This is a genomic window from uncultured Bacillus sp., assembly GCF_958411575.1.
In the GTDB taxonomy this organism is placed as follows: domain Bacteria; phylum Bacillota; class Bacilli; order Bacillales; family Bacillaceae; genus Bacillus; species Bacillus spizizenii.
Genome location: NZ_CATYRA010000003.1, coordinates 1 through 16,773 on the forward strand (window position 1 = coordinate 1; position 16,773 = coordinate 16,773).

The 16,773-nt window shown below is 45.4% G+C and carries 24 protein-coding genes and 1 pseudogene; 2 read left to right on the forward strand and 23 right to left on the reverse strand.

Translation table 11 applies throughout. From position 1 onward, the window contains the following. The 22 genes and pseudogenes from Q5C82_RS05690 to Q5C82_RS05795 all read right to left on the reverse strand — a co-directional run. A pseudogene (locus tag Q5C82_RS05690) lies at nt 1-1,482 on the reverse strand (phage portal protein); the annotation flags it as partial. Then, on the reverse strand, nt 1,483-1,623 hold the full coding sequence (locus Q5C82_RS05695) for a hypothetical protein (RefSeq protein ID WP_003220596.1): 141 nt from the start codon (nt 1,621-1,623) through the stop codon (nt 1,483-1,485). A gap of 41 nt (nt 1,624-1,664) precedes the next feature. After that, entirely contained in the window at nt 1,665-2,111 is a 447-nt protein-coding gene (locus tag Q5C82_RS05700; RefSeq protein WP_003220594.1) for a phage portal protein, read from the reverse strand. Between the two features lie 90 nt (nt 2,112-2,201). Further along, nucleotides 2,202-2,645, reverse strand: a complete 444-nt coding sequence (locus Q5C82_RS05705; RefSeq protein WP_003220592.1) for a phage tail tube protein — start codon at nt 2,643-2,645, stop codon at nt 2,202-2,204. A 1-nt stretch (nt 2,646) separates the two neighbouring features. After that, a complete protein-coding gene (locus Q5C82_RS05710; RefSeq protein WP_003220591.1) occupies nt 2,647-4,047 on the reverse strand; it encodes a phage tail sheath family protein in 1,401 nt (466 codons plus the stop codon). Further along, entirely contained in the window at nt 4,044-4,262 is a 219-nt protein-coding gene (locus tag Q5C82_RS05715; protein ID WP_003220589.1) for a hypothetical protein, read from the reverse strand. The genes Q5C82_RS05710 and Q5C82_RS05715 overlap by 4 nt, the downstream gene beginning before the upstream one ends. A gap of 3 nt (nt 4,263-4,265) precedes the next feature. Continuing rightward, entirely contained in the window at nt 4,266-4,706 is a 441-nt protein-coding gene (locus Q5C82_RS05720) for a DUF6838 family protein (protein WP_003220587.1), read from the reverse strand. A gap of 12 nt (nt 4,707-4,718) precedes the next feature. After that, complete coding sequence (locus Q5C82_RS05725; protein WP_003220585.1) at nt 4,719-5,204, reverse strand: HK97 gp10 family phage protein; 486 nt, start codon at nt 5,202-5,204, stop codon at nt 4,719-4,721. Further along, nucleotides 5,201-5,557, reverse strand: coding sequence for a YqbH/XkdH family protein (locus Q5C82_RS05730; RefSeq protein WP_003220584.1), 357 nt, complete (start codon nt 5,555-5,557; stop codon nt 5,201-5,203). Before Q5C82_RS05730 ends, Q5C82_RS05725 begins: the two co-directional genes overlap by 4 nt. After that, nucleotides 5,554-5,937, reverse strand: coding sequence for a DUF3199 family protein (locus Q5C82_RS05735; RefSeq protein ID WP_003220581.1), 384 nt, complete (start codon nt 5,935-5,937; stop codon nt 5,554-5,556). The genes Q5C82_RS05730 and Q5C82_RS05735 overlap by 4 nt, the downstream gene beginning before the upstream one ends. A 21-nt stretch (nt 5,938-5,958) precedes the next feature. After that, a complete protein-coding gene (locus tag Q5C82_RS05740) occupies nt 5,959-6,894 on the reverse strand; it encodes a phage major capsid protein (RefSeq protein WP_003220578.1) in 936 nt (311 codons plus the stop codon). Between the two features lie 24 nt (nt 6,895-6,918). Beyond that, nucleotides 6,919-7,746 carry an XkdF-like putative serine protease domain-containing protein gene (locus tag Q5C82_RS05745; RefSeq protein ID WP_003220576.1) on the reverse strand — a complete coding sequence of 276 codons (828 nt, stop codon included), beginning with the start codon at nt 7,744-7,746 and terminating at the stop codon, nt 6,919-6,921. Between the two features lie 19 nt (nt 7,747-7,765). Beyond that, nucleotides 7,766-9,253, reverse strand: a complete 1,488-nt coding sequence (locus Q5C82_RS05750; RefSeq protein WP_079996578.1) for a phage portal protein — start codon at nt 9,251-9,253, stop codon at nt 7,766-7,768. A 3-nt stretch (nt 9,254-9,256) separates the two neighbouring features. Beyond that, the gene (locus Q5C82_RS05755) at nt 9,257-10,558 is read right to left on the reverse strand and encodes a PBSX family phage terminase large subunit (protein WP_003220571.1); all 1,302 of its coding nucleotides are present in this window, start codon (nt 10,556-10,558) and stop codon (nt 9,257-9,259) included. Then, nucleotides 10,555-11,349, reverse strand: coding sequence for a phage terminase small subunit (xtmA, locus tag Q5C82_RS05760; protein ID WP_003220569.1), 795 nt, complete (start codon nt 11,347-11,349; stop codon nt 10,555-10,557). Before xtmA ends, Q5C82_RS05755 begins: the two co-directional genes overlap by 4 nt. 117 nt (nt 11,350-11,466) lie before the next feature. Further along, the gene (locus Q5C82_RS05765) at nt 11,467-11,976 is read right to left on the reverse strand and encodes a sigma-70 family RNA polymerase sigma factor (RefSeq protein ID WP_003220567.1); all 510 of its coding nucleotides are present in this window, start codon (nt 11,974-11,976) and stop codon (nt 11,467-11,469) included. A gap of 114 nt (nt 11,977-12,090) precedes the next feature. Continuing rightward, nucleotides 12,091-12,297 carry a phage-like element PBSX protein XtrA gene (gene xtrA / locus Q5C82_RS05770; protein ID WP_003220566.1) on the reverse strand — a complete coding sequence of 69 codons (207 nt, stop codon included), beginning with the start codon at nt 12,295-12,297 and terminating at the stop codon, nt 12,091-12,093. Further along, entirely contained in the window at nt 12,284-12,643 is a 360-nt protein-coding gene (locus Q5C82_RS05775) for a hypothetical protein (RefSeq protein ID WP_003220565.1), read from the reverse strand. Before Q5C82_RS05775 ends, xtrA begins: the two co-directional genes overlap by 14 nt. 84 nt (nt 12,644-12,727) lie before the next feature. Further along, nucleotides 12,728-12,895 (reverse strand): hypothetical protein, encoded by a 168-nt coding sequence (locus Q5C82_RS05780; RefSeq protein ID WP_003220561.1) that lies wholly within the window; start codon nt 12,893-12,895, stop codon nt 12,728-12,730. After that, on the reverse strand, nt 12,895-13,695 hold the full coding sequence (locus Q5C82_RS05785; RefSeq protein WP_079996342.1) for an ATP-binding protein: 801 nt from the start codon (nt 13,693-13,695) through the stop codon (nt 12,895-12,897). Before Q5C82_RS05785 ends, Q5C82_RS05780 begins: the two co-directional genes overlap by 1 nt. Next, the gene (locus tag Q5C82_RS05790; RefSeq protein ID WP_003220558.1) at nt 13,595-14,431 is read right to left on the reverse strand and encodes a hypothetical protein; all 837 of its coding nucleotides are present in this window, start codon (nt 14,429-14,431) and stop codon (nt 13,595-13,597) included. Before Q5C82_RS05790 ends, Q5C82_RS05785 begins: the two co-directional genes overlap by 101 nt. Beyond that, complete coding sequence (locus Q5C82_RS05795) at nt 14,418-14,597, reverse strand: hypothetical protein (RefSeq protein ID WP_003220557.1); 180 nt, start codon at nt 14,595-14,597, stop codon at nt 14,418-14,420. Before Q5C82_RS05795 ends, Q5C82_RS05790 begins: the two co-directional genes overlap by 14 nt. Nucleotides 14,598-14,776: 179 nt before the next feature. Here Q5C82_RS05795 and xre point away from each other — a divergent pair, with 179 nt between their 5' ends. Further along, complete coding sequence (xre, locus tag Q5C82_RS05800; RefSeq protein WP_003220555.1) at nt 14,777-15,118, forward strand: HTH-type transcriptional regulator Xre; 342 nt, start codon at nt 14,777-14,779, stop codon at nt 15,116-15,118. A 161-nt stretch (nt 15,119-15,279) separates the two neighbouring features. Further along, on the forward strand, nt 15,280-15,876 hold the full coding sequence (locus Q5C82_RS05805) for an ImmA/IrrE family metallo-endopeptidase (RefSeq protein ID WP_003220554.1): 597 nt from the start codon (nt 15,280-15,282) through the stop codon (nt 15,874-15,876). 44 nt (nt 15,877-15,920) lie between these two features. On the opposite strand, the gene Q5C82_RS05810 is transcribed toward Q5C82_RS05805, so the two are convergent. After that, a complete protein-coding gene (locus Q5C82_RS05810) occupies nt 15,921-16,757 on the reverse strand; it encodes a manganese catalase family protein (protein WP_003220552.1) in 837 nt (278 codons plus the stop codon). Between the last annotated feature and the right edge of the window lie 16 nt (nt 16,758-16,773).

Below are 16,773 nucleotides of genomic sequence, written 5' to 3' on the forward strand. Positions count from 1 at the left end.
ATCGTCCACTTTTTTCATAAATGAGCCTGTAAATTTGTCTAGCTGCTTAAAAATGACTTCAGGGCTGAATTTACTTACGACATCGTCCACTTTTTTCATAAATGAGCCTGTAAATTTGTCTAGCTGCTTAAAAATGGCTTCAGGACTGAATTTACTTGCGATTTCGTCTACTTTCTTCATAAATGAGCCTGTAAACTTGTCCAGCTGTTTTAGAAGCGTCTCCGGACTGAATTTCGTGGCGATTGCATCCACCTTATTCATGAATGATGTTGTAAACTTATCCAGCTGGGACAAAATTGTTTCTGGACTGAACTTTGCCGCAATTGCATCCACCTTACCCATGAACGATGTTGTAAACTTATCCAGCTGTTCCAGAATCGTTTCTGGACTGAACTTTGTCGCAATTGCATCCACCTTGCTCATGAACGATGTTGTGAACTTATCCAGCTGTCCCAGAATCGTTTCTGGACTGAACTTTGTCGCAATTGCATCCACCTTGCTCATAAATGATGTTGTGAACTTATCCAACTGTGTCAAAATCGTTTCTGGACTGAACTTTGTCGCAATTGCATCCACCTTGCTCATAAATGATGTTGTGAACTTATCCAACTGTGTCAAAATCGTTTCTGGACTGAACTTTGTCGCAATTGCATCCACCTTATTCATGAACGATGTTGTAAATTTATCCAGCTCTGTCAAGATTGTTTCCGGGCTGAATTTTGTGGCGATTTCATCCACTTTTTCCATGAATGATGAAGCAAATTTGTCCAGTGCTGTCAAAATCGTTTCTGGATCAAACATGCTTGCAATATCACCTGTATTTCCTCCAGCTGAAGGGGCTGCTTTATCGGGTGAACCTGAGCTTCTCATGCTGTCAATTCTTTTCTGCAATGAATCCAGCTTATCTGACACCTTGTCATTAATAGCCAGCTCTAATTTGTTGTCTTTTCCTGTTAAGGCATCAATACCTGCTGAAATGCGACCGACTGTTTTCATGACGTGATCAATCACGCGTATCGTAACAGAGTAACCATTTTTAAGTGCAGTTTCCATATAACGCTGTATTTTTTGCACAGCCGGCGAAACTTGATCTTCTGCACTCAACACGATCGTAAAACCTTTAAAACCTGCAACGAGCTCTCTTAATCGTTCAAACCTTTCTGTTGCTTGATCACTAGCGCCGATGTTAATAGATACGGATGCCGGCAATCCTTGCAATTGAGTTTGAACCTGCTGAATGACAGCGCTGGCGTTATCCTCAGCTGAAATGGAAATCATTTGAGAACCAAGCTTTTTCTTTAGAGATTTTTGTATGCGGTCAATAGTTCTTAAAATAGTTTTACTATCTTTTCGTATATCGATAGCGCTTTTTCGCTGCACCATTTTTCTATATTTTTCAAGCGCTCTAAATCCATTTTGTACCTTTCTTAATTTTTTGCTTACACGGTCTTCCATATCAAATCTTGCTGTCAGCTTGGCCAATTACGATGCCCCTCCTTTCTTTGCTTGTTTTTCAAGGAGATCCAGCTTATACCCGATCAGTCCATACAGCAGTGCCTTAAAATTTCTGGGCGCTTCGTAGAGCGCTAATAAATCTGATGGGGAATAGTGAAGCTCGTGCATCGCATAGTAGAGATACACGGCTTCTTTATGCCCATCTTTTATTAGTTTTTTGCTTCTTCTTCCAGGTCTTCTAATTCATCTTCGAATCCATTAATCTCAATCGCTTTGTTGAGCCAGTTTGCGTATTCGCCTCCTACAGACAGGACACGTTTCGCAACTTCTACCGGGTCAGCCGTTTTGTAAGCTTCTCGAAGATCTTTTGAACGGAAGTCAGGGTAAACGGTTGATTCAACTGCGATTCGGGCATAAAAGCGCTGGCTGTCTAAATCCTTTACACGGCCTCTGCCTTTGACATTTTTATACGTTGTTGTTTCTTTTTCCAATTCATCAATGCGCTCCGTCGTAATCGCTTTAAAAATAAATGGCACGACATTCCCTTTTTTATCAACAAAACGCTTTGAGATCGGCACTTTGATTTCCTCAGCTTCAATTGTTTTTCCCGGCATAAAAAAGGAAAGATCATATACGTTTTCGTTCTTCTCGCTCATGTAAAAAACTCCCTTATCTTTTAATTGATTTCATCATGTAAAAAACAGACCTTTCTGAGAAAGGTCTGCGTATGGCTTGTTCAGCTTTGATTAAAACGTGTCAGAAAGTTTTTCAGGCACGTCGAAGTCTTCGAAGGTAAATGGAACTTCTTCCTCTAGCGCTTCTGAATCGACATCAAGGCTTGCGATTTTGGCAGAGTCAAAGTTGACGTCGTACAGCGTGACTCGCTCTGTGCCTCGTCCGGAGGACTTATCATCCAGCACAGCTTGCAGCGTAAAGTAAGGATCACTGCCTTTTTTGACGTAGTCCATCATCAGAATCACGAATTTTGATGTGACTTTATAAAACGTTGCTGTTCCAGTTCCGTTTGCCCCTGTTGTTTTATGGCCTGTCATGCGGCGGCCCATAATGTTTACTTCAGACTTGTTTTTCTCCACATTTGCTTCAAATGTTTTGATATGCGCCATTTCTTCGCCATCGAGAAATAAGCGTCCTTCTTTACCTGAAATCGTGTTTTGTGCTTTTAATGCCATATTAGTTTACCTCCACATTAAAGTAGAATTTTTCTGCTGCGTCGACAGGCTGTACAGCCAGGTCAATCAAGAAACCGTCACGGTCTTCATTCATTGAAATTGTAATATCTTCATCAGAATCAAAGCCAGTGATGCCGCCAGCATCCTGAAGAGTTGTCATGTATTGCGTGATCATCGTTTTCACGTATTGAAGTCCGTCTTCAGACGCCGGAATATCGCTTCCGCTTCCTTTTCTTGATTTAATTAAGGCTTTCAGCTCGCGTGTTAAATCATTATTCACAGCGTCCAGGACACGGACGATTTTGTTTTTCGCAAATTTTTTGTTTTTCTCAGCTGTGAACGTAACGAGTGAGTTAATGTCCTTTTCTACGCTGACAGATTTATCGCGGGCGTCAAATGTGAATAAAAATTCGCCTTTGCCCAGGCGTTCAACTATCGTATCGTGGTCAAGGCGGTGTAACACATCAACGGCGCCTTCGTACTCTACAAATGTAAGTGATTGATTAAAGGTTGCTCCTGCACTCGCTCCAGCTACCCAAGCTGTTGCTTTGTCCGGCGTAACTTCCGTGCCATCTTCCAGCAGTACACCTTCTGTTACGTTGATGATACCTTCATAGTCACCGGCATAATTGGCTGTGACCCCTTGCACTTTTTGTCCTTGGCCGTCGCGAAGGCGCTTAATGAAAGCAGCAAATGTCGCCTTCAGCTGATCACCTTCCGCAACAGGCAGCACAATCACATCAAAGTTCTCCGTTTCAGCCGCGGCTAAGAAATCTGTATAGTCGGAGTTGACAGGAGCTTTATCCGTACCGCCGGATAAACGGATTCCTGCAGATGCATTCAGTGTCTCAGCTGAAGTGTCTCCTTCTGATCCAGTGAGCGGAATCGTTGAGGACAGATCGCCTGTTCCAGTAAAGGTGACATAGCCGTTAGCTGTTAATTCTTCAGCCTTTTTGACAGTTTGTTTATCAACCTCTGATTCATCCATATACGTTGTTACATCAAAAGAAGCAGCATCCAGCACATTTGGATTAATACGAATGATAATGTCATTTCCTTTTGTTCCGCCATATACCGCAGTGGCTTTGACGCCTTCAGCAATATCAGCAGACGCTCGGACACCTTCGGTTAGACGGTACATCAATACCGTTTTCGCATTCTTCTTTGCTTCACGCAAAAGCAATAAAGATGGATCATCAATACTGAGGCCCACTTTTTTGTTGAGATCCTCAACGCTGGAAATGGAGACGAACGTTTTCGCTTCGCCCCAGCTTGATGCGACCGGAAGTGCGACTGTCCCCCGTTCACCGAGCGACACCCGCTCCTGCGCTGTCGTTTTAAAGTTAAAATAAATGCCTGCACGTTCTTTTTCTTTGCCTGTTGTAAATGTTCCGCCATTCATGATGACATGACCTCCTTAGTTAGAAATGTTTGAATCAATTGATTGGCTTCTGATTTCGTCATACGTGTTTGATCCACGCCAAATAAAGCCCCCTGAAGGATATCCGGCTTAACGCCGAACAACTCCTTCGCGTGCTTAATCAAATCCGCTGTATCAAAAAGAGCTTCCCGGCTCTCTGTATGTACAGCCTTCTTCTGTTGTTTGTTCTTTGCCACCGCTTATTTCACCCCACTGTTCATGTCAATATCCTGTAAGACAGGCTGTTCTGTTTTGTGATAATAATATCGGCTGCTCCACCTGATCACCATGACCGCCTCGCCCCTGTCTCCTATCCTTGTCTCAATTCGGGTAATGCGAACCATATCCCCCGTCTTCTCACCGGATTCACTGAGCAGCGGAACCATATTTCTCGCTTCTCTGATAGCATCTGCGAGCCTGTCCGCTTCATCCAGCGCCTGAACGGAGTCATGATGAAACAGCTTCACATTGAGACTGTAGGTTTTTTTAAATGTGGAGACCGTATCTGTTTCCTCGAAAACAGATGGCGATGAGACGTATAACGACGGCACCTGAAACTGATCAGGCAGCTCACGTTCATAAATGGGAACAGACCACCGGCTGTACAAAAACGCCATGATCGATCCTGTTTCGCTGTTCATCCTGCTCCTCCTTTACAGATTCTTCAGCCACTGGCGCAAGTTGCTTTCCAGCGATTTTTCAAACAGCTGTTCATATAAAAGCAGCGCATGATCCCAGTAGCTCGTACCCGGGATCCATTTTCTCTTGAGCGCCATTCCCGTTGAAGCCGCGGGATCATAAATAAACCGCGAGCCTTGGAAATGCCCCGGCACCCATCTCACATCTTGTTTTGACGTCCAATGGCCGTCATTAAGAAATGAGGCGTAATCAAGCTGTGTACCCACCTCAAGCGAAAGCCCGCCGCTTTGCACAATCCAAAGATTGTCTTCTGCGCCTTTCTCGAACGAGCTGAGCAGTTTTTCTGTATCAATCGTTTGTGTGCTGATGAGTTCAGATTGGACGATCTCCAGAAAATCTTGCCCGCACTCCTCAAGCCACCGGGACGCCTGACGTGAAAAGCCGCCTGATGCCGCTTTTTTTAATGACGTGTTTAGCTGTTTCAGACCCGCTATTTTCATAGGCTTTCATCCCTGACCGCGATGACTTCCCAATGATGATGTCTGATCCTTTTCGGCAGCTTTAGTATATATTTATGATTCTCCCACATGATTTTATCGTTCACGCGGATGTCCGCTGACAACGGAAAATGGACGAGAAAGCTGTGATATACAGTTTGATCCGGCTCCTCCTGGATCAGCTGCTGCGTTTTTTCAGAAAAATAGCAAGGGACATCTTGTTCATCGGGTGTGTCCGGATATGAAATCACCGGCTGCAGCTTATCTGCCGGAATCCCGAATCGGCCTGCAGATAGCGCTTGCGCCGCTTCATGAAAAATGTCGCAGCGGTGAATGAGCATCTGCTGATAGCTCATAAAGACCTCACCTTCAGTCTGGAGGATTCAGGGACGTAGCCCGGTATGATAAACTCTTCAAGCAAATGATACACCTCTGGCCGCTGAATGCCGCCTTCTCCGGAAACCGTGTACGAATAATCCCCCATTTTTTCAGACTGGTAGCTTGATGAGGCTGATTCATCGCTATTTACAAGCGCAAAATACTGGGCAAGCTTCAGCAAAGCCAATTTCGCCTTGTCGGGCAGCGGGTCATAAACGCTGTCTTCAAAGCAGTGGCCCGTGATGAGAGCCGCTTCCGCTTCCGCCTCAATGATATCCTGCGCCAGCAGTTCTTCCGGCCTGTTTTTCACCCGATCATAGACCGAATAGGAGGCTACGTCAGTCGGTTCAATGAGCATGAGCTGACCACCCCGTTTCTATTATTCTTTTACGTTAATTAATTTCGCGCAGGCATCCTCTTCCTCAAACTTGCTGTCCAGCTTGGCCGTTAAGACAATAATGAATTTACGGGAGCGGATGTCTTTGTCGACTTCAATTCGGATATTGCGGGAGAAGCCGAGAATGATATTTTTCGGATGTGTGAGAATGATATCAGAAGCGTCATATTGCGCGTCTCCCTCACCGACTGTGTACGGCTGAATATTGGATACCCCTTTAACTGGTACGCCGAATGCTGTTGATAAACCACCCTGAACAGCCAGATCCCCAAGGTTTGTCTGGCGGTCAGCCACACGGTCCTTCCATTCAACTTCTAAGCCGTGAGACGTATAGAATCTGAATTCCTGAGGAATACGCAAATATTTCGGCGGAACAGCTTTTAAGCCTTTCTTGAATGTCGCTCTGGACAGTTCTTCACCGTTCATGTCAACGATGTGGGACACCGCTTGTTTGCGGATGCCGTCCAGCTGCGCCAGATACGGATCAGCTGATGCTGTATCGCCGTTTACAATCAGCTCTTCAATATCAACGGCTGCGCGCTCTGCTAAAATTTGCATGATCGTCTGTTGTAGGCCGTCTTTTTCAATATTGTTTTCAAGTGTGTCATACGTAATGTTGATTTCCGCAATGACTTCTTTCGTGTTCAGCTGGACAGTGCTTGTCGTTGGAACTGTCAGCTCGTCGTTTGACAGTGCTTTACCTTCTTGAGCAGCCCGCAGAATACGCTGGCCGAATCCGATTTTCTCAAATTTTTGCGAGTCATTTTCCATTTGAATCACGCGGGATTCACTGAAAATGGTCGGCGTGTTTTGCACCATGCGGATAAAAGCCGATGCTTGCGCAGGATTCATAAGCCCGCCGCTTTTTAAAGCAGAAAGCGACATTTCCGCTTTCCGAATGATCTCTTGATTTCTCAATTGATTTCCTCCTCTTTGACTGGTTTACAGCAGTCCGCTCCAGATTGATTTTTTAACTTGCTCTGTATTGCCGCCCGCATCGTCCGCTGTCTGCTTAGATGCGCCTCGCGCTTTTTCCAAAGCCTCGATTCGCTCAATCAGCGGGGCGAGCATGTCCTCAACGAGCTTTTTCAGACGCTCGTCATCACCCGTCTGCTCCGGCTTTTCCTCCGTGTCTGTGTTTTTTTCAATCCGCTCAAGCCGTTTGAGCAGAGGGTAAAGCGCATGCTCGAATGATTCTTTCATGTCTTCTTTTCTCATTTCTTCAGTCTCCTTCCCTGTTTTGTCAGCCAGCATCTGCTTGAATACACTGAAAAATCCCGCCTTTTCAACCGGTTCTTCCTCATACACATCGGCAGTGCCCGCCATGCTGTAGCCGGTGATAATTCCAGCCTTGATCTGTTCCCACACCTCGTCAGACGCTCTCGTCACGAGCACCCACGAACCCTTTGCAATCTGCTTTGACCCGATCATAAACTCATCAGGCGCCACATATGACTCGACCACGACGCCAGTTCCGCCCTCAAAGCTGTGATTGATATCAATCTCCCGTGCCTCCGCGAGAAAGCCGTGCGCCGCTTTTTCAATTTCCTCAGCGGTCATAAAATCGCCGTGGGCATCAGGAACATCAGGCTCATACACGATTCCGTACACGAGCTTTTGTTCATCCTGCTCACTTTTTGTAAACAGCCGAACCTTTTTTTCAAATGACGGAGGTCCGGCTGACTTCGTAAAGAAAAATTCTGTCTGGTTAGCCGCCTTGTCCACATAGCTGACAAAGCTGATTTTGGCATTTTTTAATTCCCGCGCCACCTGCTTGATTCACCTCCCTTCAGGACGTTTTGATGTCTTCGATGCTTTCTTTCAGCTCCTGCATGAGCGCAGTCAGGTTTGTCTTTTCCGCATCCTGTCCTGCAGGCCGTTTATAAATTTCCTCAGGCCACTCCTCCAGCGTTTTTCCAAGCACCCGTCCGGCAAGGTCGCGTAAATCATTCGGCGAGACTGCTCCGGCTGTAATAAAAGGACCGAGCACTTTCGCAATCTCAAGCGGATCACGAAAGTCCGGTCCTTTTAATGTCAGCCTGACGTCATGAATATTCAGCTCCGGCAAAAGCAGCGTGTTCAGTTTATTCACGAGCGTTTTTCGCTCCGGCTGAAAGACCTGCTCTTCCGTAATTTTTCTAGCGGTATCAGCTGTCGCCCGGTTGTATTCCTGAGCCTCGCCTGTATACAGCGGCGGGAGGCGGAACGCCGAACGCAGCTTATTTCTGCTTTTTTCATCGTATTCTAGAAACAAGGCGTCGTTTTGCAGAATTTCCGCCAAGGATTTGATTTCCACTGACACCGGCGTAATATCCTCGCCTCCATGGAGATCCTTCTCTTTTGCGATTCCTTCCGCTTCAATCAGAAGAAATTTATGCGCGTTTTCCACGCCTTCAAGATCATTCATGTACTCTTGCAGCTCCCGGTAAGAAGTTTCCGACAGCATCCCGTTTTCCACTGTGATGGCAGCGGGTACGTGACGGCCCTGCTTAAAATACATAAAATTGAGCTCTTCCGCTTTTCGGGCTCCGTATAAGTTGACAATATTGCCGACCCAGCGGGGCACGCCGTATACACCGCTTCCGATTTTGAGGTGAATGGCTTCATTCGCTTGATACTTTTCTGCTAATGTGTTTACATATTCACCAGTGCGCATATCCATTTTTCGCGGATCGCCGTATTCCTTGAAAAATACTTTCTTTCCATTGATCATCTGCACATATTTTCGGAAGCGTTTTTGCCTTTTGATCCTTTTCATTTTCCCATTTTCTTCATATGCAAATGAGACCTCAACAGGTTCACCGGCTCCGCATACACGCATATTTTTCACATCTAAATATTCAATGCCGGCCGGTTTTCCCATCCCGTCGCGAAGCACTTCCATAAAACCGTTGCCTGTTTTTTCTCTGTCTTCGATGGCATAGCCTAAAATCATTTCGGCTGATTCGTCAAAGTGAAGGCATTTATAAAAGGCTTCAAGTCTGGCCCATTCATTTTCCGCTCTTTTCTTTTTCGTCTGATCAACGTCACTTGCGTTAACATCAAACGTGTACTCAACATCGAAACCAAAACCTGTAATATTCACTCTGTACGCATCAATGCATTGCTGAAGAATGGTAGAGTATTCAGCAATGGTTTTGAGCTCGATGATGTTGTAGGGCGGTGCGATAATATCCTCTCCGTACAGCTCAGAAAAGTCATCTTCATAGATTTGCTTTGTCTGAGGAGCGGCGGCATTGGCTTTGAACACAGTCGCTCTGACTGTTTGATTGTGCATCATTTATGACCTTCTCCTTTCCCGGTTCGGCCGGATTCGTTTGTGTGCTGTCTCTTTCATATCAGCAACCTCATAGTCATCAAGCGCATACCAAATGGCAGAAAGCGTATGCGGGTCAATCGTGAATTCATCCTCTATCAGCGCGCCGTTTTTATCTTTAGCATACGTTAGCGTCTTGAGCTCATAGATGACATTTTCACAGCGGTCCGAACAGAAGATCTTTTTGAATCGTTTCACCTTTTTGGTGTATTGAAGTCTGGAGCCGGGAAACTTTCTGGCTCCGACCATCCGAAACCCCTGCTGGCGGAAATATTGGATGCTTTTCGGCTCAGCAGAGTCGGCTTTGATCAATTCTTGTGTGTCAATAAACTCACGAAGCTCCTCAGCCGTCCTGTCATCTGTCATTTTGTTTTGATAATACTCCCAATAAATATAGAGGTATTTTTTTTCAGGGTCGACAGCGAGCCGGACGACGGCATTGTAGGATTCCTCGAATCCAAAATCCATGCCTGTGCGAAATATCGGCTTGCTGATGGCTGCGATGCGTTCTTTTACTTGGCCATGCGGGAGCACCTCGAACTGCGGCAGCACTCTGATCCCATTGACGCCGAATCGCCCTTTCCGGGCAATCCGGTACAGGTCAGGATCATACACCTTGAGCCCGTCGAGCTGTTTCACATAGCTTTTCGGGAGAAAGAGGTTGTCATTTGCTGTGGAATGATGATAATACGTATCCCCCTTAACAATCGTCCTCTTTTCGTAAAGTTCTCTGTCATCAAGCACAAACCGTTTTTTGCGTTCATCCCGAAAAAAATGCCGGTACGTCCAATTGGAGGTGCCGACGGGATTAGTGGTGCAGATCATATGAAGCTTCAGTTCAGGGTGGCGAAGACGTCCGATTAATTCCTTAAAGCCTTCATACTTCACTTCTGAGCACTCTTCTATCCATATTAATGAAATATTATGAACTGATTTCAATTTCGCCGGATTGTCCATTCCTTTGAACATGATCCGGCTGCCGTTTTGAAACCGCAGCTGCAGCGGGGAAGAAAGGGATGCCACAGCCTTTGTGAGGCCGAGCTCTTCGATCACCTCTTGAAACAAGGCAAAGGTCGAATCCCGATGGGTATCGAACACCTCGCGGATGACAAGGGCCGTCCGTTTTTCCTTCAGCAGCTTTAACACGATTTTCAATGCCGTATGATAGCTTTTGGATGAGCCGTAGCCGCCGACGAGAAACTGGTACGTCTGCTCCCAATTGAATACATAATCTTCGAAATGAGGGTTGATTTCTTTTACAATCATGGCTTGGCCTCTTTTCGTTTGATCATGATTTCAATCGGCTCTTGGCTGTCATCTTTCTCCGCTTTTTGTTTGGCAAGCTTTAATTTCTCATTTTCAATTTTTTGTTTCAATTGATCCGGAAACAAATCAAAATATAAGGACAGCTTCTCGAGCGCCTTCATTTTATCGGCAAGCTTGATGGCGATGCCTTCTTTGCCGAGCTTCGCTTCCGTCACAATGGTACCGTCAACGAGCCCGGAATCTTTGACATCGACAAAGCTGATTTCCTTCATAATCGGATTATCATCTTCATCAAACAGTGGTCCCGATTTTCCGACAGCCTGGACCTCTTTTTTTCCGAAAGTCACATAGTCCGTAATATCCGCAAAAGCGATCTTGATATAAACCTGCAGCACGTCCATCGCTTCAATAAACATTTCATTGACCATTTCTTTTTTAATGCGTCTGATTTCAGCAGCGACCTTCTCATTCTTTAACAGCCGGCTGCCCGTCACATGGGCGCTGTCCGGAGAATAGCCCGCTTTGATTGCTGACTGTGTGGCATTGAAGCTTTTGACGTAATACAGGCAAAACAGCCGCTGGCGTTCATTTAATTCCTCATTGTCTATCCTGCGCTGTTTTTGTTCGTTTCTGGTTTCAGAAAACAAGGCTTCTTTCCATTTGTCTTGTTTTTTCCAGATGCCGATTGTTTTCGCGGAAACGCCGATTTTGTCGGCGATCGCCCGATTTGTGATCTTTCCTTGATGTTGTTGATAGATTGCTAATGCTTGTTCGCGCTGTTGTGTTTTCATGCTACGGCATCACCGCCACCTCCAGCATGGATGTCTATTCATAAAAGCGGCTGTTCTTGCCAGCCGCTTATGTGTCATGCTCTATTCACTTATAGGTGGCAAACGTATGACAAGCTTTCAGGCAAGCGATCGATTCATTTCCTCCTGCTGTCTTTGCATCTTTACGATCGCCCGTTTGATGGTCGTTTGCACAGTCGATTTTTTTACACCGAGAAGATCAGCGATTCGTTCATAAGAAAAGCATTCTACCTTATGCAGCAAAAACATTTCTTTTTCTCTGCCCGTTAACAGGGATAACGCTTCTTGGATTCTCTCTCTGTCTTCTTCTGATACCTGTCCGTCCGGCTCAACCATCATCGTGCTGGAAAATGATTCGATGATTCTCGGATCCTTGATCATCAGCCGCTGGTAGGCATCACGCCGGTCAATCGCCCGTCTGATGCCAGGCTGTCTTCCTTTTTCAAGCCATTCTGTTACATATTCAAGATCCGTGATGATATTTCTAATGATCTTTTTATCCTTCAGCTCCTCAGCTGAAAGCACGGATTCATCTGCTTCAGCGAGCGGTTTATATTGTGTTCTTGTTTGTTTTAGCGTGCGTTTATATTCAAAAAGTAAGTCTTGCATTCTATGATCCTCCTCATTTTTGGCAATAAAAAACGGACACCAATCAACGCACAAATGCTGTGCAGTTGATCAGTGTCCGCAGGCTTTCCGTCTTGGACGTATTCAGTTTTCGCTTTAATTTAATTTGTAGCCGATTTCAAATTCCACGCGGGCAAGGTCTCCCTTTCTCGTTTCGACGAGCGTTTTTCCATGCTCCGGCGCTTCTGTGATCCATGCTTCTTGCTTGATGCCATCTACAATGATCACTCGGATTTTTCCGTCCTCCAGCTGGCTCTCCAGCGTGATAGAATCAATATTTAGCAGTTTTTTAGGATTGATCATGTTTCTTTTCCTCCCTTTCCGGTGCAGCGCTTGTTTTGGCTTTTTCTAATAGCTGAATAATGCGCTCCTTTGAATGAACAGAATTCCCTTTCAGAAAATCAAGAGCTGCTTTAGACGCTTCCAGCAGTTCAGGCGCAGCCGCCATCAAAGCGGCATTGCTTCTTTGCGAATAAGAGCTGAGGTCAAATACAGCGGCGATCAGCCGGCCGTTTGAATATGGGAATCTTTCTTTTTCTTCTTCACTGTACGCTGAATAAATATAGATCGGTTTCGTATCCCCGCACGGGACAGCACGCCACGGCGCCGGGCTTTTCTCTGCTTGTTTTGTTTTTGCCAACACTTTCACTTCCCGTCATCCTTATACCATTGTTCAATGTTTTTTTCTGTTCGCTTCGCCCGAAACAGCAAAGCAATTAGAGCAGTCAGCTGTTTAATCATGGACATTCTGCCTCGCTTTTTCCGCTGTCAACATTTGCTCCAGCTTTCGAATAACCGGCGTTAAATCAGTGCCGGACCGGCAGTTCGGACATGGATGAAAAACGGCTCCAATTTCGGTAGGCTCCACAATGACTTTCTTTGTTTGACAAAGCTTGCACATTATCTGACACCCTCCAATCTATGATTCAGCTCGTACGCTGCTCCTTTGATAATCACTAAATAGTCGCTGCACATTTCGTAGATTCTCGTGCCGAGCGCTTCATCGACCCGTACAAGTGTTTCAATCGTCAGCTCGCTCGAAAGCAAAATTGGTTTATGATTTAAGTAGCGGTAGTTAAGTACCGAATACATTTGCTCTAATTGCCAATCTGTGGCGCGCGGTTTGCCATTAACCGGTTTAAACAGATCATCTATGAACAGTACATCTGCCTGCTTCATCCGGCTCAGCTTCGCTTCCAAAAGGTCAAAGTCATTTTTTAGATCGGTAAAGCCTTCCACGAACGGAAAATAAATGACCGGCACATGGCGTGTTCTCATTAATTCATTGGCAACAGCGGTCAAAAGGTGCGTTTTCCCTGATCCGGGCTGTCCTAAAAGGGCAATGCTGTTTTTCCGGCTCTCCTTGATTTGTTCATAATCGGCCACATACTCTTTTGCGCATTCAAACGCGTCTTTTATGGCCTGCGGCTTTCCCTGCGTGCGGAATTCTCTGAAGCCCAGCTGTCTGAAGGCGTGAGTAATCTCGCTGGCACCGAGCAGCCGCTTCACTTTCCGTTCTGCCATGCAGCTGCACATTGTCCAGACTTCCAGGCCGTTCTGCCGGATGAGATAGCCTCCCTGATCCTTGCATCGCGGGCAATCATACCGGCTTGCGTCTGATTCGGCCGGTTTGTCCGCCAGTAATGGACGTCTCCCTCTTCGCAGCTCCTCTAAAATTTGCTCGATTGTTCGTTTTGTCATGTCTTTCCATCCTTTCATGTTGAATTGCGGTATTGTTTTTGGCCTGCTGCGCTAAAAATCGGTCTTCAATGAATTTTGAGCAGTAGCGAAAGGCCTTGATTGTTTCTGAAGCGGCGGTTCGCCGGTTTTCAAAGGCTTGAAAGCATTCCTCAAGCCATTTGATTGTTTGTGTTACAGGAACACCGATGGCGACAATACGGGCGATGGCTTGATAATCTCTGGAGGAAGGATACACGGTGCGTCCTTCTTGAGCCGAACGTAATTGTGTAAACCGCTTCGCAATGTGATCCACTGCATCATCAGCAGCAGTATTTATATTTGTTTTATCTTTATCTGAGCGGACGTCTGTGTCCGGTGCCTGCGGCGAAAATGGCCGTTCCTTTATGCTCCGGTGTGCAGTTTTGTCCGATCTGAAGCTGAATTTTTTGGAATGCTTTACAGAAATCATCAGTCCGTATGGCGCGCGGACAGCTTTTATGTACTCATGGGTTTCGAGAAGTTCCAGCCATCTTCTGACGGTTTTCTCACTCACCCCGAAAACAGCCGCCATTTCTCTCGCTTTTAACGGCTTATGACCGAGTACGATTCCCCAGCTTACGCCGTCTTTTTTAATTTCTTTTGTTGTTGCGCTGATGAACCAGAGAAACAGCCATAGCGCCGGACCAATTTTGTCATAATGTTCTGAATTCAATAACCCTGAATACGTAGGAAAAGGATAGCTTTTATCGGTTTTCATTGTATGCCGCTTCTCCTTTTAACATCATGTATGTTTGAAACTGTTCTTGCGTTTCAAAGTGGAACACCGGAAGTCCGCATGCCGTAAACGAAATGGTGCCGCCAGATTGTCCGAGATGGCGCTGATCTATGGGATTTTCACTAAAAACAATTTGGATGGGATACATGTGATATCACTCTCCTGATCTGTTTTGATACTTTTCGTATCAACTGTTACCAAGTATAAACGATACAAACTGTATCATCAAGTTATTTTTGATACTTTTTTTATCATAACTTTATTTTGATACAGATTGTATCTATAATCATTAGTAACTTAGGGAGTTTAAAAAAGAGAGGTCATAGTATGATAGGCAGCAGATTGAAGAGTCTCAGAGGGAAAAGGACACAGGAAGAAATCGCATCTCATATCGGTGTGTCGCGGGCACGATATTCCCACTATGAAAACGGGCGAAGCGAACCTGATTACGACACACTCCAAAAGCTGGCTGATTACTTTCAAGTAACGACTGATTACTTATTAACAGGGAAAGACAAAAAATCCGATGACGATATGTTCTCAGATCCCGACTTGCAGGTAGCATACCGTGATATGCAGGATTTTTCCCCAGAAAGCAAACAGCAAGCCATTGAATTTATCAACTATTTAAAAGAAAAAGAGAAAAACCGGAAACCGAAAAATAAATAAATATTTCTCTGTTCTCTAAAACATATGAAAAATAGACCGATATAAAGAAAAAAGTGTTTATTTTTTTAAGAAAAGGGAAAGATTTCAACACACTTTCCAGTCCTATTAGGGCTTTTCTTTCTCGCTAAAAACAGAACACACGTTCGAAAGGGAGTATTCAATTGGGCGATTACTTATCACATCTGGAGGAATACGTAAAAAATTTATACAGCCGGCTGGGCATCACCTCCCCCCATCACATTGACATGCTGAAAATCGCAAAGGATCTGGATATTTGGGTTCATTTTGAGGATATGGGGAGCATGATGGTTAAATACGATGGCATGTACAGTATCGTATTGAATCAAAGAAAATCACGAGAAGAGCAATGGGAGGATTTTGGCCATGAACTGTGCCACGTGTTAAAGCACGCAGGCAATCATTTTCAAATGAACAAGCTCTTCAGGGAACTGCAGGAATTTCAGGCGAATCAATTTATGTACCACTTCTGTGTGCCAACCTTTATGCTGTTGCAGATGGAACTGCCGCAATGGAGAAGCCAGGCGCTTGCCACAATCGCGGGGGTATTCCGAGTAACAAAGGAATTTGCTGAAAAAAGGCTTGAAATGTTTGAACGGCGTAAAGCAGGTATTCAATTTCAGAAGCGGCTCGCTTACTTATTATCACACAAGCGGCCAAATGTGTACGAGGAAGACGATCAGCAGCACTTGCAGGTCGCTGAAGAAAAAGCGTTATATCATATCGGCAAATATAGCTGATCAAACACGGGCTGGGAATATAAATCCTCAGCCCGGCAGAAAAACTAACATTTTGACATTGGGGGAACTGTATTATGCACCCACATAGGCGCCGGTTTAAGGTGAGGCGCAGGCCCGAACGCAATCGGAGCGGGAATATACCTGAACTCGCCCCGGCCGTCAAAAGCTTCACCATGAGCCCATCTGCCTTGTGAGCTTTCATCCCCTCTGGAGAAGTTAAACAGGTCATAGGCCACTTCCCGCTTTTCGAGCTCACGCGGGAATGTCGTTGGAACGACAATATCCCGTTCTCTTTCTTCCAGCTCTTTAATGGCCGCATACCACATATTTTGATGATAAGTATCCCTTGCAATCAAAAATGACAGCATATCCCTTACTCCAGGATCATCGGTCATCGCATACAGCCGGGTCACCTGAAGGCGCCCTTGTGATTCCGCATTTAAATTTGCGCGGAAATCCGCCAGCAAATTCCCGCTTGCAATAATGTATTTTGCATTCCATGGATAGCCCTCACTATCTGCTGGCATTGCACCCAAACCGGACACAATCGCATGCTGAGGATTCATTCCTGACATCACTGCTGCAATGGCGGGGTTGCTTTTATAAGCATCCTCCTGTACATCGGCTGGTGCATTATCCAGAAGCCTGGAAATCATCGTCGCCAACATTTCTACGTGTGCAATCTCTTCAGTACCTACGTCACATAACAAATCTTTATATTTGGCGTCCGCCCTGCAGTTAAAGCCTTGAAACAAATATTGCATCATGACACTGATCTCACCGAATTGGCCGCCCAGTATTTCCTGAAGCTTTTTTGCATAAACAGGATCGGGACGTGCTGGCTTTGCTTGATATTGAAGCTCTTTAATATGATAAAACATATTCATTCCTCCCTAC